We start from the raw sequence: 16,448 nt of genomic DNA, 5'->3' as shown, positions 1-16,448 counted from the left end.
GTCACAAACAAAGCACTCGGGAGATACCGCAATGTCGATGCTGGCAAACGCCCCAATGTCAAACACCCCCAATGCCGATCGTCCCGGCAATGCGTCGGTTAAGGAGGTTCGTGGTGCACAGTTGCGCGACCTTGCAAAGACGTTACCGCTTCGCGTTTTATCCGAGGATGATTTTACCCATTGGCAGACCTATGGCTATGTCGTCGTGCCAAATGCGGTTCCCGATGAACAGGTCCGTGCGACCCGCGATTTCCTGTGGGAATTTCAGGAAATGGACCCGAATGATCCGGCCAGTTGGAGCCGGCCGCAAATGCGCGATCATGCAATGACCGAACTGAACAATTCAGGCATGGTCGAAGTCTACAATCATCAGACACTTTGGGACAACCGTCAGACACAGCGCGTTTACGACGCCTTTGTTGATATTTGGGATCGAACTGATCTTTGGGTGTCGATTGATCGAGCCAACCTGAACACGCCCAATACAGGTAAACGTGCATTTGACGGCTTCATTCACTGGGATGCAGATACGACGGCCGATCCTTTGCCAATTAATGTGCAGGGTGTTTTATCGCTGGTTGATACCACCGACGATATGGGCGGCTTTCAATGCGTGCCTGATTTATTTGCCAATTTTGAGCAATGGCGCAAAACGGCACCATCAGGTCGCGACCCGTTCCGCCCGGATATGGACAGCATCCCCTATGAACCAAAGCGCATAGCGATGAAGACTGGCGATCTTGTGATTTTCAACAGCTTGCTGGCGCATGGCATTCGCGCCAACCGGTCGGATCAATCACGTATTGCACAATATATCTCGATGGCACCGGCAACGCCCGAGGAACAGGACCTTGTCGACTGGCGGGTCAAAAGCTGGTCTGAACGTCTTCCCGCCCGCGGCCATGCCTTCCCAGGTGATCCACGCAACTGGGAACAAACCCGCTATGACCGGGCAAACCTGACGCCGCTTGGCGAAAAGCTTCTGGGGAAAACGCGCTGGTAATCCAACACTGCACGCATCATTTAAAAAGCACCCTTCTGACAGGGCGCTTTTCATTTAGGACAGAACTCACCTTGCTGTCATAGGCAGCAGAAACGTGGTCAAAGCTTTGCGATCAGCTTAGCTTTGGTGTCGTCATCGACAAAGGCCGCTTCAAGGGCGGTTCGGGTAATGCCAAGAAGTTCCGCATCACTGAACCCAAAATCATCCTGTGCACACTGATATTCATCGGCCAAACTTGTGTGGAAGAACGGCGGATCGTCAGATCCCAGCGTCACCTTGACGCCAGCCTCATAAAGTTTACGCAACGGATGGGCTGCGAAATCGGGATAAACCGAAAGTGCGATGTTTGATCCCGGGCACACCTCAAGAACGATGCCACGCTTAACAAGGGTCTCAACCAGTTTCGGGTCTTCGATTGAGCGAACACCATGCCCAATTCTGGTCACTGGCAGTTTATCAATCGCATCCCAAACACTCTGCGGACCTTGCACCTCGCCCGCATGGGTCGTGCAGCCAAGACCGCCATCTGCGGCAATCTTGAATGCCGGGTAAAAGGTTTCTTGCGAAAACATGCTTTCATTACCGCCCATGCCAAAGCCAACGACATAGGGGTGGCCGCATGCAACAGTGTCTTTGGCAACTTCAACAGCGATGTCACCGCCGACATGGCGCACGCAGGTCATAATGACCCGGCCAATGATGCCGCACTCCTTTTCTGCACGATCAATGCCATCGACAACCCCTTCAAGGTGATCACCAAACGAAATCCCGCATTCAGCCGCATGGGTTGGTGAACAGAACAGCTCGACATAAAGCGCACCTGATTTGGCCTGCTCGGTCAGATAGAAATACGTCAGATCGGCATAATCTTGCTTCGTGCGGATCGCGGCACTTGCCTTATCAAAACTCATGAGAAACTCGGGAAAATCCGACCAGATATACCGATCCTGATCATCATAAATCCCAGCAGGCAACGTAAGGCCATTTCGCATGGCAAAGGACCGTACAAGCGCCGGCGTCATCGCACCTTCAAGATGCAAGTGCAGCTCTGCTTTTGGGATTTTATGGATCATTTGGGCGCTCCGGCATTTTCGGGTTCTTGATCTTGCAAGAAACCTTTCTACCCCGAAAGCCCCAATGACGTCACGCCGCAAACGTTTTGCGGGTCGATTTCTTATGTGCTTTTTTATCAGGCACTGCGATGTCGGCAACCAGATCGGCAAGTGGCCCGATAAAGGGCTCAAACCGTTGCCACTTGCCAAGCGAATCCTTATTAATCGGGCGACGCACCTGTATCATGCTTGCAGTTGTCGATGTCTTACCGTCGCGATAGAATTCAAGGCATTTCTCATGCCAGTCCAATCCGCAATGAGCGAGATAATCCTTGGCAACAGATTCGGGATTTGCGACCAAATCTTCATAGCACAGGTCATAAAGCATTCCACGCTGATCGGTTTCAAAGAACACGTTCATCAGAGTATTATAGCCACGATAGTAATCAGCTAAATCACCAAGATCATCAGCAAAGCGCATCGGCACAGCAAACGGCGTTGTATAGATAGAAAGACACGTTGCCAACGGATGACGATGCGTGTGAATGATCGGCGCCTCTGGAAATATACGGCGGATCGCTTCTAATCGCAAAAAGTTAGCAGGTGTCTTGTTGGTGATAAATCGTGCATTCGGGGCATATGCCTTCATCGCCGCAAGATAACGTTTGCGAATTTCAGCGATGGTTTTCTTGTTCAGCCGTGCAATCTGTTCAGAAAAAGAACATGGCCCAATAACCTCGGCCAGAGCCCGAGCAAGGTCACCGATTTCACCTGCTGCATAAACGTCAGGGTGTGCACCGAGTATCCGTTCAGTCAATGTTGTCCCTGAACGGGGCATACCAACGATAAAGATCGGCTGAGGGCCATCTTCTCTCTCAAACGAGGCGCCTTTAGCGTCACCAAGATCGTCAGCGACAGCGTTGCGCGCAAATTCGGCGACACGGTTCATTTCGTGGAACTCTGCGACCATATCAATTGGGCGAGCTTTGCGGCTCGCAGCATGTCCGGTTTGATACCAGTCGAATGCCGACTTCATATTGCCATCGGCCTCATCCATCCGCGCCAACGCAAATGACGCCTTATAAACCTGTTCCGCATCGTTTTGCGAGTTGATGGCAATCTCAGTCAGAACCTCGCGTGCGTTTTCCGGCATGGATTGCGGGCGCATAAATGAAATAATGATAAAAGGCTGCGCCCCTGCATCAGGAAAATCATAGATGATTGCAAGACTGGTTGAAACGGCTTTTTCGACTTCCCCAGCAATCGCATAACTGGACGCCAACAGTTCACGTAACGCCCTGTTTTGGGGTTGCTTTTGGGTGATATTTTCAAGCAATGGAAACGCTTTTTCATGCTCTTCTTTATACAGATAAATCCGCGCCAAAAGTGTTTGCATGTCTCGATAGCACGGGTCAGACGGTGCCATGTTTTCCAGAAGTCCAATTGCCTGAGCCAGTTTTGGCGCATAACTGCGCCCCGGGCTTAACTTGCATTGATGACGGAAAATGACATCCGCAAGCATCAAGGCAAAAACGGAATACTGCGGCGCGGCGCGATGGCGTTCTTCCATCACCAACTCGACTGAACTAAAGTCATTTGTGATATAAGAATATTGCAGAAGATTCTGCGATACAGGCCCAAAAAAACGGTCATTCGGAAGTAATGTGCGGAAGATACGTCGTAATCTCTGCCCGGCCTGCAAAGGGTTCTTTCCCTGCATTTCGCTCACAGCTGTCATGAGCTGTATATCGGTCCGCTTTGGGTGCATCCGTAGAATTCGGGCACCAATTTTGGCCGCCCTGTCAAACTCGGCGGCCGACATTGCCAATTTTAAATCCTGTGCAATATCAGCTTTTACCTGCGTCATGTACGTGTCCTTGGTGCGTAAAATATTACAAACGCCCCCTCCCCAAGTACCGGGCGACTATAAGTCATTTACATAACGCTGCACAGCACAAATATATGTATTACTACGTATGGTCACGTAAATGTGAGTGCTGGCCACCTCATCTCTGATGATTACAAGACTTTGATAAAGGCTATCGGATGAATGAAAGGCTATAATGTTATGCCTTTCGCCGTAAGCACAGCATCACTCCATCCACCGCCCCCCCCCCGGCCAACATCAGCAAACATCCAACGACGATGGTCGGTAGCACCTCCGCTTTGCCAAGAACGGCGCGCAAAATTATTCTGAGTAATGGCTCACAATTGCAATCGATCCGACAAAAGCTTCTTTTGATTTTTAAGCGGTTAAATGTCGCAAACCTGATCGGGTAGTTGGCGGAGTATCCTGATTGGGGGATGTCCGAAGCGGCGTGAAAACGCGCGCGAGAATGCGCTTTGATCGGTAAACCCAACCTGTGATGCCAGTACCCCGATTGAGGTGTGATCATCAGAACCAAGCAATAATTGGCGTGCAGCAAGCAAGCGTTGCTCGGTAAGCCAGCGCATCGGCGTTGTGCCAAGATATCGCTGAAAACTGACAAAGAAGCTGCTTTCCGACTGAACCGCGACAGCAGCCATATCCCCAACCGTAATCGGGTCGGCCATTCGCACGTCGGCCCAATCGAGAACGCGTTGCAAACGGGATGGCAAAACACCAGGCAAACCCGAACCATTTGTCGACGTCACCAAAGCTGCCGACGTCCCCGACAGAATGCGCCGTAAACCGTCGCAAACAATCCCTTCTTCATCAGTTAAATCATCAATCATGGCGCCGCATCCGCCAACCCGGCTCGGCAATCTGATCTGATTTCTATTGTGTGTGGTTAGTGACAAAATCTGCAATAGGGTCGAAATAGCTGCCTGTTGCCCCGTCGCCATTTGAAAATAAGGTGATGCATTGGTGTTACGACGCCACAGCATTTCAATGCCCGTCCGCTGGGTAACGGCGATATCGATATCGAGCACAAGAAACCTGTTTAATCCCTCTGCTCGGTAGGCATGCGTATCACCGGCGGGTACAAAGGCCATCTTTGTGCCGCGCACTTGACCGCCACGGCCTTCAATTTCCATCTCCAGAAGACCAAGATCGGAAATGATAATCTGGTGAAAATCAGTGTGGTTGTGGCTTGCTGCCTCTGCCTGATACTGTCGAAGACTAAACTGCATGATTTTCCTATCTGCTCTACATCATCATAAGTGCAGCAAGGCATCCTGCCAACCGGACTTTCCTGCATCTAATCAAGATGAAATGAACCTGATTGCCGCTCTTCTCGTATGAATTGAACACAACAGGAAAATCCGTGATCCAGGATATGAGCAACATCGCACAAAGCATTTTGCGCCCGACAACAGCGAGCACCGATCAATCCGCATCGGCACCCTTTGTCGCGCGCTATGTCGTTGCGATGATTGGTATGGCAATTATTGATGTGTGTTTTTCTGGGGCGTATGTCCTGATTTCCGGAAACACATCCCTGATCTGGCGTGCGGCCCTTGTCAATATCACCATTCTGGTCGGGTTAAATGCGATTGGTGCATGGTTTTTATTCCGCCCAATCAGCAAAATGATTACAGGGTTGCACAGCAACTCGTCCCAGCGCCTTAGCCCGGGTTTGCGCAGGCTACGGCAGCTTGCGCTTGCTTCATCCATATGGGCGTTTTGTGTTGGGCTGATCTATTCTGTTGCGGCGTTTGGGCTTGGCATTTTCAACACCTACCCGGAACTTTCCGCACAGGTGCCAACCATCCTGAAAATCTATGGCAGCCTTTGGTTCAGCTTTGCCTATGCTGCCCATTTTGCGATTTACGCCTTCTTTGCCGCTGCCGCATGCAGCGAAACAATCAAGCACGACATCCATAAGAATTGGGGGTTTAATTTCCGTCCCGGTCGCGCGCGAATTGGTCATCGGCTGGCGGTTGTTATCCTTGCCTTGACCTTGATTTCGTCAATGGCCATTCTTTTGGACTTGACGGTCTTTCGTGACATTCGCGCAACGCAGGGCCTAAGTGTCGAACAGGCCGTGATTTTGGATGTCATCGCCACCGAAACAGCCGCTGTTCTGTGCCTGTATTTCATCAACCGCACCCTGACATCCCCCATAAGCCGCCTGACCGAGGCGGTTCGTGACATCGGCCAGGGCAAGATAGACACCCGCATTGCCGTCACCAGCGACGACGAAGCCGGAAAACTGGCCTTTGAATTTAACCGCATGGCCGAAGGCCTATCGGAAAAGGACCGCATGCGCCGGGCTTTTGAACGCTATGTCAGTCAGGATGTTGTCAATCTGGCGATGGAACGTGAACGCAACGATGACCCACGTGCATCGGGCGAGTTGCGTTATGCGACAGTAATGTTCACCGACATCAGCGGCTTTACCCGCATGGCAGAACAACTTGAACCGGCAGAAGTTATCTCGTTACTCAATGAATATTTTGATCTGGTGAATGCCCCGATCCGCGATCATGGCGGGGCGGTACTTAACTATGTTGGTGACGCGCTGCATGCTGCCTTCAATGTTGTCCATGATGATCCTGATCACGCGGCAAATGCCGTGCGCGCGGCCATTGCCATGCAAAAACTTAGCCGTAAACATCTGTTTGCAGGTCATCAAAAAATCGAAACCAGAATTGGCATTCATACCGGCCCTGTGGTTGCCGGGCCGGTCGGCTCACGTGACCGGGTCGATTTTACCATTCAGGGGGATGCTGCCAATCTGGCATCGCGGCTTGAAAACATGAACAAGGAAACTGGCACTGAAATACTGATCAGTGAAACAACACGTGCGCTATGTCATGAGCTTGCAGACGCCGGTGTCGACTTTCGTGCGCTTGGCACCTTTGACATTCGTGGTCGCCAACAAACCATCGATTTGTTCACCATCGATATTTGACGTGCTGCTTCCCCTGATTTATCCCTTTAGAATTGAATTTTTTCCAATCTGGGCTCTCGTGCTTTGGCACAGCAAGGCCCAAATGGCACAGTGATGAGCCATTCAAATTGCCACCTAATCTCTTTTCGTTCAGTATGTTGGGCAAAGACGGTACCGGGGAGGAACAAGTGACCTACTGCAAAAAATGTGATTCCATTCCGGAAATCGCCCCGAAAGAAGGTCAGTTGTTTTTATGGCCACCGGTGTCACACATAACGGGCAAAATTCTTGCCGCGGCCAAGTCTATCGACCTTCCCGTTGAGAAGACGGCATCCGTTGCAACATTGACCATTAACTATTCCCGCCCGGGGTTGCGTGACCTGATTGATGTGATTTCAAAAGATCTTCTGCCCGAAGAAATGGCCGCAACCAAAGCATTGATCATGCCTCCCAAACAGTCACCGGAAATCGATGACATTTCCCGGATCACAAGCCTGAATGCGATCAGGGCTGCGATTGGTGCGGAATGGCTGGGAGATGTTTTGCGCGAAAGCCGCCTGAATTCAGCATTTCAGCCGATCTTCCCGATCAGCGACTTCACCGCCCCCTATGGACATGAATGCCTACTGCGGGGTGTTGCCGCAGACGGCAGCGAAATTACACCTGGGCAACTGTTTGACGCCGCACAATCCGCGACACTTTTGTTCCAGCTTGACCGCGCCGCGCGTGCGGCAAACGTGCGCAATGCTCATAAGGCAGGCGTGACTGGCAATCTGTTTATCAATTTCACGCCGAGTTCGATTTACGATCCCGATTTCTGCCTGCGATCCACCATCGAGGTGGTCGAAGAATGCCAAATTGACCGCAGCAGCATTGTCTTTGAAGTCATTGAAACCGAAAAAGTCCGCAGCACGTCGCATCTTGGCCACATCCTGCGATCATATCGGGACTCAGGTTTCAGGGTTGCACTTGATGATGTTGGGTCAGGATATTCGACGCTCAACATGTTGCCGGATCTGCGTCCGGACATCATTAAAATTGACCGCGAGCTGATCGACCACGTTGATCATGACAACTACAAACAGGCCATTGTCAGCAAACTGATCGACCTTGCCAAACAGCTCGGCATCGAGGTTATTGCCGAAGGCATCGAACGACAGGAAGAACTCGACTTCCTGACAGAGCACAAGGTCGATTATGTGCAAGGCTTCCTGCTCGGACGTCCGGGACCAAAACCATTCACGACAGGCCGCGCATAACCGTTCCTAGGACGCATCAAGCATTTCAGTGATTTCACGGCGCGTCATGCGCTTATAGCTGCCAACAATTTCGCGACCTTCGTCAATTGGAACGGAAATCGCCAATCTCATGGTAGCCTCCCCCATGCTCATAATCAAAAGACACCGGGCCGAAATGGACGGGTCGGCAGTCTGTTCATTGCGCAACCGCGCGATTGTCCGGGCAAGGAACGCACCATTTTCCCGACTGACTTCAAGCTCCATATCACGCAGCGTCTTATCGGCCTGCGTACCCGTCCAGATGTCGCATATGACCGGTTCGGCAAGGAACAGTTCGAAATAGGTGTCGATCAGCTGATCAAAAGCCGCGATCAAGTTGTGCGCAGACGTGACCGCTGACAGGGCTTCTTCGATACAGTGGCGGGATTCATCGTTGTAGCGATCGGCCAGCGCATGAATGATCGCCGCCTTATCGGGAAAATACTGATACAGCGATCCGATGGAGACTCCCGCCTTTTCTGCGAGTTCTCCCATCTTCATCCCATCACTTCCCTGCAATGCAATCAGCTCGCACGCCACCTTAAGGATGTTTTGCACCCGCTCGCGGCTTCTTTTTTGCGTGGGGGCACGGCGCATCTTTTTCGCGTTATCTGACAAATACTTACGTCCTGTTTTCATAAGCTTATCTAACTGTTTTTAGACAACAGCAACAGGCCGGTTCCCTGTCAACTCTCTTGACGAACAGAATACGAGGATTTATCACATTTAGCAAATGTGAGGATTTATCATATTTAAAACCCCAATGTCAGGAGCCCTAAAATGACAGTAAAAACCCGTTTTCTCGTACTTGGCGCAACGGCCAAAACCGGCCGACGTGTCGCTGAACAACTGCAAAACCTTGGCCACTCGGTACGTGCTGTATCGCGCAGCACCACGCCATCGTTTGACTGGACGAAGCCCAACACATGGGATGATGTCTTACGCGACATTGATGCCGTTTATGTCACGTTTCAGCCTGATCTGGCTGCTCCCGGCTCGGATCAGATCATCGCTGATTTTGCAGCCCGCGCCCTAAGCCATGGTGCGAAACGACTTGTGATGTTGTCGGGCCGTGGGGAAGATGCTGCACAGGATGCGGAACGCACATTGCGAAATTCGGGGGCTGACTGGACCGTGCTCCGGGCCAATTGGTTCTTCCAGAACTTTAGCGAAGACCTGTTCCTGCCTTATCTTCAAAACGGCGTACTTGCCCTGCCTGCCGGCGACATTCCCGAGCCGTTCGTTGATGCCGACGACATCGCCGAATGTGCGGTCACAGCCCTTCTTGACCCGGCACATATTGGCAAGACGTACGAGCTTTCAGGGCCTGATGTCCTGACCTTTGAAGAAGCAACCGCCATCATCGCCAGTTCTGCTAACCGCGACATTGCCTTTGTTCCCATCACACTTGACCAGCTTGATGCTGGCCTTGAACAGGATGGCGTACCCGACGACGTCCGAGGTTTGATCCGCTATCTGTTTTCAGAAGTTCTGGACGGTCGGAACAAAACACCGACAGGCGACATTGAACAGATCCTTGGCCGTAAACCAAAACCTCTTCGGACATATGCCCATGAGGCTGCACAAACCGGCGTTTGGGGCACCCCGGACTAATCCTGACCTTGGATGCGTGCCGCAGATGATGTGCGGCACGCGCCTGTTCATTGGGTCATCGTACAAGCGACCTGAGCCGACCGCTTAAATGTCTTTTAGCAGCCGTAGCGCATCATAAATCGCCGCGTGTGTATTGCGTGCGGATACCGCATCACCAATGCGGAACAACTGGAAATTTCCGTTCGCGTTGCGCACAACTGACTGGGGCGTTCCGGCAATCAGTTGATCATGCGACATCTCGCCATGGTTTGAGGATGCCGATTTGAGCTCAAAGTAAAGATCATCAAGCGGAATGGTCCCATGATTGATCACCACCTGATCAACCGTGCGCTGTTTGGCGACGCCACCATAGTCACTTCCGACATGGGCCGTCAGATAATTGCCGTCTTTCTCAACCGCCGCCAGACGATATGTCACCGTAAACGTCACATCGAGTTTTTGCATGGAGCGCATGTAGGGAACAAGGTTCATCGCCATGACTTCCGGTGCGAATGAACGGTCCGGGGTCATGATTTCGACCTTTGCACCAGACTGCGCAATAAGTTCGGCGGCCTGAAGTCCTGAATGATCGCCTGCGTCATCAAACACCAGAACATTGGTCCCCGGCTTGACGTCACCGGAAATAATATCCCACGAAGAAACCACCAGATCGTTGCCGCGTGACAGCACTTCGGTATCGGGCAAGCCGCCGGTTGCAATAATCACAACGTCTGGATTTTCGGCCTGAACGGTGTCAACTTCCGCCCATGTATTGAAGTGGAAGGTGACACCATGCTGCGCACACTGGTTCATGCGCCAGTCGATGATGCTGATCATTTCCTTACGGCGTTCGTTTTGCGCGGTTAACCGCACCTGCCCGCCCGGTTTGTCGGCGGCTTCAAAGACAACAACGTCATGTCCGCGTTCACCTGCAACCCGTGCCGCCTCCAACCCCGCAGGACCTGTGCCGACAATCACAACCTTTTTGCGGGTTTCCACTTTTGGGATGATATGGGGCATGTCGAGTTCACGCCCGGTCGCCGCATTGTGGATGCAATAGGCCGCTCCACCCTGATAAATACGGTCAAGGCAATAGTTCGCGCCGACACAGGGTCGAATTTCCTCTTCGCGTTTCTCGATGATTTTGCGCACAACATGCGGGTCGGTCATATGCGCACGGGTCATGCCGACCATATCGACCTTGCCCGAGGCAATCGCATGACGTGCGGTTGCGACATCGGGGATTTTTGCTCCATGGAAAGTTGGGAAGTTGGTCGCAGCCCGAATTTCACCGGCAAAGTCAAGATGCGGCGAATTTGCCATGCCCTGGATCGGAATCACATCGGTAAGACCCGCATCGGTGTCAATATGGCCCCGAACCACATTGAGAAAATCAATCATCCCGCTGTCTTTCAGGCGCTTTGAGATCGACAGACCGTCTTCTTTTGTCAGACCACCTTCAAGGCACTCATCCCCGGAATAGCGCACACCAACGATGAAATCGGGACCGACCCGTTTGCGAATTTCGGTAAGAACGTCAAAGGTAAACTGCAACCTGTTATCGATGCCCCCGCCATATGGGCCATCAAGATCATTGGTCAGCGGCGACCAGAACTGATCCATCAAGTGGCCATAGGCCTGAAGCTCAATCCCATCCATGCCGCCCGCTTTCATCCGTTCGGCTGCATCGGCATAATCTTTAATGATCCGCTCAATGTCCCAGTCTTCCATCTTTTTGGGAAAGGCACGATGGGATGCTTCGCGGTTGTGTGATGGCGACACAACCGGCAACCAGAATTCTTTATCCCACCGGGTCCGACGGCCAAGATGGGTTAACTGGATCATCACCGCCGCACCGTGTTCGTGAATGGCGTCGGTCAGATCCTTCATCCACGGCACAACTTCGTCCTTATAGACAAGCAGGTTGTTGAAAACCGGCGGGCTGTCCTTGGATACCGCAGCAGACCCCGCTGTCATGGTCATCGCCACACCACCCTTTGCGCGTTCCACGTGATAAGCGCGGTAGCGTTCCTTTGGCATGCCATCCTCTGGATAGGCAGGCTCATGAGACGTCATCATAATCCGGTTGCGCAGGGTAAGATGCTTGAGCTGATAGGGCTGAAGAATGGGATCGTTGGACATGTGCGGGAACTCCGGTTTCGAACTCTCTCTTCTCAACCATATGGATAAATGTACACTTATGTCAATTTTAAGTTCATAGATGTATATTTATAGTACATTCATGTGTAGTTTGCTTGTTGTGCGCCCTGCAGTTTGCTATGGACTGAAGCCATGGAAGAACAATCACAAAATGGTGGCTGGCGCGGTTCGCCCGAGGTCTGGCTGAATGCGGCTTATGACGCATTGCTTGAAACCGGGGTGGACGGGGTTAAAATTCAAACCCTTGCCAAGCGGCTTAACCTGTCACGAACAAGTTTCTACTGGTTCTTCAAGGATCGGAAGGAACTGCTGGATGCCTTGATTACGCAATGGCGCGCGAAAAACACCGGCAACCTCATCAAACAGACAGAGGCATTTGCCGAAACCGTGACCGAGGCGATGCTCAATGTCATTGACTGCTGGTTAAAGCCGGAACTGTTTGACGCCAAATTTGAATTTGCCATTCGGGGCTGGTCCGTCCGGTCCCCGGCATTGCTTAGGGAAATACAGTCTGCCGACGAACAACGTCTTGATGCGCTTAAACAAATGTTTATGCGCTTTGGCCAGAACGAGCGTTTGGCCGATACCCGTGCGAGAACCACATATCTGGTGCAAATCGGCTATATCTCGATGCAGACAGATGAAGACCTTGCGGTACGCCTGCAGCGTATTCCCGAATATGTAGAGGTCTTTACCGGTCAACCGCCCGCGCAACGAGAACTCGATCGCTTTCTTGCCCGAAATCAACATCCGGCCTAACGATCAACGATGAAAGACAAAGGTGGTTAGGAAAACAGATCCTTGTTTTCCTCGATAATCTGGGGCAAGCGTTCCATTGTTCCTGAGAGGTGCTGACGCATCTGCGTGGTCGCCTCATAACCATCACCTGATTGGATGGCGGCAATAACGGCCTTATGGCCTTCGAGAACCGAAAACATTTTTCCCGCACGTGGCAAATCAAGGGTCCGAACCCTTTCAAGATGCCCACTACGCGCGGTAATCTGCAAATGCAGGTTGGACTGATTGACGCCATTAAAAAGTGCCGCATGGAAGCTTTCATCGAGCTGTTTGAACAGATCAATCTGTTCAATATCGCCGACCAGTGCTTCTTGCATTTTGACAATGCCCTTGGCCTTGACAACCGCACCTGTTTCCGGTGCTTCAGCCAATTGACGAACCGCTTCACATTCTGCGGCCACCCGCAGGAAATGCTCTTCGCGAATCCGCGCAACATCAATCTTGGTCACAACTGTCCGTGATTGCGGATAGGACACAACCAATCCGTCTTGTTCAAGCCGCATGATCGCTTCACGCACGGGCGACTGGCTGACACTAAAACTGTCAGCCAGCTCCGCACGCACAAGCGTCGTTTCAGGCAGAAGCGTCAAAGAAACAATCTGTCTTCTGATTTCTTCATATACCAAGGCAGAGGCAGGTACATGAGCGTTGGTTTTAATCCCGCCCCCCTGCACGGCAATCAATCCACCAGTAGAAGTCTTCATATTCTATATATCTCCTTGGCAATTCTTCTGGTGCCTGAATTTCTCAGGTCATCGATTACATCAATGTATTGGGCAAGATCAACGTCAAGCTTGGTACTGCAGCCATCAAAATGAAGAATATTCCCATCGCGATGAAAAACGGGATGGACGCGCGGCTATAGGCGCCAGTCTTGACATCAAGAATGCCACAGACCGTAAACATGATGACCCCGACAGGCGGTGTCAGCCCGCCAAAATTGATCAATGTGACAATCAGAATGCCCATGTGCACAGGATCATAACCAGCACTGATCAGCACCGGCATGACAATCGGTGTAACCAGAAGAATATTGGCTGCCCCCTCGAGAAACATACCGCTGACCACCAGAACCGCGACCACCAGCATCAATATCATCGTCGGGTTTTCCGTCAGCGTCGTGACAAATTCGGTGATTTGTTGTGGGGCACGTTCGATGGTCATGGCATAGCCAAGAACAGCAGCCATAATGATCAGCAACATGACCATTCCCAGATCGGAAATTGAGCTTGTCACAGCTTCGCGGAACTTCTTGAAATCAAGTTCACGATAAATGAACAACCCGACGCCAAGCGCATAGAAGACAAGGAAAGCACCGGCTTCGGTCGCGGTAAAAATGCCAAAGCGGAACCCGACAATCAGAATGACCGGGAACGCCAAGGCCCAGACACTTTCAGAAAAGCTCGACACCAGTTCCTTACCACTTGGGACGGTTGGTAGGTCGGGCTTGTATCCATTTTTGCGCGCAACCAGCCAAGTTGTGATCATCAAAACGATTGTCAGGAAAATGCCGGGCACAACCCCGGCAAGGAACAGGCGGCCAATAGAGACCTCGTTGACAAAGCCAAACAGGATCAAGCCGATGCTCGGCGGAATGGTTGCGGTAATCACCGAACCAAAGGCCAAAACAGCGGCCGTCATCGCCTTGGAATACCCCTGCTTGATCATACTGGGGCCCAGAAGGCGTGCCTCCATCGAGGCATCGGCAACAGCCGAACCGGAAATACCGCCCATCATGAAGCTCAGCACAATGGAAACCTGCGCCAAACCACCCGCCATCCAGCCGGTTAGCAATCGGGCAAATTTAACCAGGCGATAGGTAATGCCCGTCACGTTCATCAGGTTGCCGGCAAAGATAAAGAAGGGCACAGCCAAAAGCGGAAAACTTTGTGTTGCCGTCACCATTTTCTGAATAACCACCGTCGGTGGCATGGCGCCGCTTACAACAAAAACCGGAATAGATGCGAGCCCAAGCGCAAACGCCACAGGCATGCCGATAATGAGGAAAACCGTGAATAGAACCGCGATCAAGATCAACATCAGTTTGCCTCCCTGCGTCGCATACGTCGGATAAGTTGTGATACCATGGTGCGGATCATCAAAAGGATGCCAACGACCATCGACGCATGAATGTAGGAAGCATTGATCTGGGCCGCACCAACAAGACGCGGATGCATCAAAACCATGTTGCCCCAAGCGTAATAAAGAAGAAACGCCAGAAAACCGATGATCACAACGATGTTAAAAACCTCGATCAGATCGGCAGTACGCGGAGAAACAACTTCTCTTACGATTTGAAGCCCGAAATGCCGGTCTTCCTGCATGGCGATATCTGCTGCCAACATGCACAGCCACGCAAAAATCAGCTGAGCCATTTCGACCGACCAGATAATCGGCGTTCCCATTGCCCTTGAAACGGATGCGACGGCAACAAGTAACACAACGGTGACAAGCAGCATTCCGCCAAAAGCAAACTCAATTCGCTTGAGCATGTATTCTATTCCATCTTGAAATTTGAAGTGCGTTGCTGCGCACGCGCGGCAACGCACTTTTGTTCGGCACGTTTTCTAAGCCCTGGAATTAGCGTCCAAGAACCTTGTTGACGATTTCTGCCTCTGCTTCGAGATCAAGCATCTGATAAACCGGAGCAACGGCCTCCTTGAACGGAGCCAGATCAACTTCACTGACCTCAACGCCACTTGCCGCAACGTCTTCAAGCGCCTTTTCACCAAGTTCGATGGTCAGCTTGGACGCATAGCGACCATTTTCGACAGCCAGATCACGGACAATTTTCTGATTTTCCTCAGAAATCTCGTCCCAGGCATCTGCGCCAACAACAAGAGCTGTAACCAGCTGGATATGTCCTGTTTTCGTGACATTCTTGATCACTTCGTAAAGTTTGGCATTCCAAATCGCCGTTGGCTGAGCTTCAGCCGCATCAATTGTGCCAAGCTGCAATGCGCTGTAAACCTCACCCCAAGCAATCGGGGTGGGCTCAGCCCCCATCGCACGGATGGTTTCAATCCACACAGGCGCTCCGATGGTCCGCATCCGAACACCGGAAAGATCATCCGGACCCGAAATAGGTTTCTGGGTCAACGCATGACGTGCGCCCTGATACCAATTCGATGCAATCATCAAGAGGCCGGATTTCTCGCGAAGCTCTTCACCCCAAGCGAGGTATTCATCGGAAAGGGCGAATTTGTCGGCCTGTTCATAATTATCAAACAGAAACGGTGCCGACATGATGGCAAGTGACGGTACAAAACTGGAAAGACGGGCAACATCGGTCACCGTGCCAACAGCAGCACCCGCACGAGCCTGATCGATCATTTCGGTGGTATCGCCCAATTGGGAATTATGGAACACCTCAATGAGGACGTCGCCATTGGTCGCTTTTTCGACGTCGGTCTTAAACTTTTCAAGCCCCTGCCCCATCGGATCATTCGGCGATAAAACCGTTCCGATACGAAGCGTGGTCTCTGCGTAAGCTGACAGAGGTGAGGCAAGTGCGCCTGCAAGAACCGCACAGAGTCCGAGTGTTTTGAACGTGGTTTTCATTTGGATATCCTCCCGTTGGATTGGCTTTTGCCATTAATTGATATTTTAGTTGTTGTGAAATCTTAGATACCAAATGCCAATCTTGTCAACGAAATTATCAACTTGTAAAAATTGATTAATACCAACAACTTAATAAAATTATGTCATTTTCTGATCGCCAACTTGTAATCAACCGCAGCACGATTAA

14 protein-coding genes are annotated in these 16,448 nt (G+C 51.5%); 5 read left to right on the top strand and 9 right to left on the bottom strand.

Going from position 1 to position 16,448, the window contains the following annotated elements; translation table 11 throughout:
* The first annotated feature begins 31 nt into the window (after positions 1 to 31).
* A complete protein-coding gene (locus tag AMM48_RS01210) occupies positions 32 to 1,003 on the top strand; it encodes a phytanoyl-CoA dioxygenase family protein (protein ID WP_102782602.1) in 972 nt (323 codons plus the stop codon).
* 98 nt (positions 1,004 to 1,101) lie between these two features.
* Here the strand turns inward: AMM48_RS01210 and AMM48_RS01205 are convergent, their stop codons facing one another.
* The 3 genes from AMM48_RS01205 to AMM48_RS01195 all read right to left on the bottom strand — a co-directional run bounded on the left by AMM48_RS01205 (position 1,102) and on the right by AMM48_RS01195 (position 5,169).
* A complete protein-coding gene (locus AMM48_RS01205) occupies positions 1,102 to 2,076 on the bottom strand; it encodes an adenosine deaminase (RefSeq protein WP_102782601.1) in 975 nt (324 codons plus the stop codon).
* Positions 2,077 to 2,146: 70 nt separating this feature from the next.
* On the bottom strand, positions 2,147 to 3,922 hold the full coding sequence (locus AMM48_RS01200) for a sulfotransferase (RefSeq protein WP_102782600.1): 1,776 nt from the start codon (positions 3,920 to 3,922) through the stop codon (positions 2,147 to 2,149).
* A gap of 386 nt (positions 3,923 to 4,308) precedes the next feature.
* Complete coding sequence (locus tag AMM48_RS01195) at positions 4,309 to 5,169, bottom strand: AraC family transcriptional regulator (RefSeq protein ID WP_102782599.1); 861 nt, start codon at positions 5,167 to 5,169, stop codon at positions 4,309 to 4,311.
* A gap of 134 nt (positions 5,170 to 5,303) precedes the next feature.
* On the opposite strand from AMM48_RS01195, the gene AMM48_RS01190 reads away from it, so the two are divergent.
* Together AMM48_RS01190 and AMM48_RS01185 are read left to right on the top strand one after the other, a co-directional pair.
* On the top strand, positions 5,304 to 6,893 hold the full coding sequence (locus AMM48_RS01190; RefSeq protein ID WP_146030362.1) for an adenylate/guanylate cyclase domain-containing protein: 1,590 nt from the start codon (positions 5,304 to 5,306) through the stop codon (positions 6,891 to 6,893).
* Between the two features lie 167 nt (positions 6,894 to 7,060).
* Complete coding sequence (locus AMM48_RS01185) at positions 7,061 to 8,131, top strand: EAL domain-containing protein (RefSeq protein ID WP_102782597.1); 1,071 nt, start codon at positions 7,061 to 7,063, stop codon at positions 8,129 to 8,131.
* A gap of 6 nt (positions 8,132 to 8,137) precedes the next feature.
* Here the strand turns inward: AMM48_RS01185 and AMM48_RS01180 are convergent, their stop codons facing one another.
* Complete coding sequence (locus tag AMM48_RS01180; RefSeq protein ID WP_279627465.1) at positions 8,138 to 8,746, bottom strand: TetR/AcrR family transcriptional regulator; 609 nt, start codon at positions 8,744 to 8,746, stop codon at positions 8,138 to 8,140.
* A 183-nt stretch (positions 8,747 to 8,929) separates the two neighbouring features.
* Between AMM48_RS01180 and AMM48_RS01175 the strand changes: the two genes are divergently transcribed.
* Positions 8,930 to 9,763: an NAD(P)H-binding protein gene (locus tag AMM48_RS01175; protein WP_102782595.1), complete on the top strand. Its 834-nt coding sequence runs from the start codon at positions 8,930 to 8,932 to the stop codon at positions 9,761 to 9,763.
* 84 nt (positions 9,764 to 9,847) lie between these two features.
* Here AMM48_RS01175 and AMM48_RS01170 read toward each other — a convergent pair whose 3' ends face one another.
* Complete coding sequence (locus AMM48_RS01170) at positions 9,848 to 11,884, bottom strand: NADH:flavin oxidoreductase (RefSeq protein WP_102782594.1); 2,037 nt, start codon at positions 11,882 to 11,884, stop codon at positions 9,848 to 9,850.
* Positions 11,885 to 12,034: 150 nt separating this feature from the next.
* Here AMM48_RS01170 and AMM48_RS01165 point away from each other — a divergent pair, with 150 nt between their 5' ends.
* The gene (locus AMM48_RS01165) at positions 12,035 to 12,661 is read left to right on the top strand and encodes a TetR/AcrR family transcriptional regulator (protein WP_102782593.1); all 627 of its coding nucleotides are present in this window, start codon (positions 12,035 to 12,037) and stop codon (positions 12,659 to 12,661) included.
* Between the two features lie 26 nt (positions 12,662 to 12,687).
* On the opposite strand, the gene AMM48_RS01160 is transcribed toward AMM48_RS01165, so the two are convergent.
* From AMM48_RS01160 to AMM48_RS01145, 4 genes are all read right to left on the bottom strand, one after another.
* Positions 12,688 to 13,404, bottom strand: coding sequence for a GntR family transcriptional regulator (locus tag AMM48_RS01160; RefSeq protein WP_102782592.1), 717 nt, complete (start codon positions 13,402 to 13,404; stop codon positions 12,688 to 12,690).
* A gap of 55 nt (positions 13,405 to 13,459) precedes the next feature.
* The gene (locus AMM48_RS01155) at positions 13,460 to 14,740 is read right to left on the bottom strand and encodes a TRAP transporter large permease (protein ID WP_102782591.1); all 1,281 of its coding nucleotides are present in this window, start codon (positions 14,738 to 14,740) and stop codon (positions 13,460 to 13,462) included.
* The gene (locus AMM48_RS01150) at positions 14,740 to 15,192 is read right to left on the bottom strand and encodes a TRAP transporter small permease (protein WP_102782590.1); all 453 of its coding nucleotides are present in this window, start codon (positions 15,190 to 15,192) and stop codon (positions 14,740 to 14,742) included. Before AMM48_RS01150 ends, AMM48_RS01155 begins: the two co-directional genes overlap by 1 nt.
* A gap of 88 nt (positions 15,193 to 15,280) precedes the next feature.
* On the bottom strand, positions 15,281 to 16,261 hold the full coding sequence (locus AMM48_RS01145) for a C4-dicarboxylate TRAP transporter substrate-binding protein (protein WP_102782589.1): 981 nt from the start codon (positions 16,259 to 16,261) through the stop codon (positions 15,281 to 15,283).
* Between the last annotated feature and the right edge of the window lie 187 nt (positions 16,262 to 16,448).

Origin of the sequence: Thalassospira sp. GB04J01 (genome assembly GCF_000751115.1) — a bacterium.
Classification (GTDB): Bacteria; Pseudomonadota; Alphaproteobacteria; order Rhodospirillales; family Thalassospiraceae; genus Thalassospira; species Thalassospira lucentensis.
Note: the sequence above shows the minus strand (reverse complement) of the source record. Positions and strands in the feature narration are given on the sequence as shown.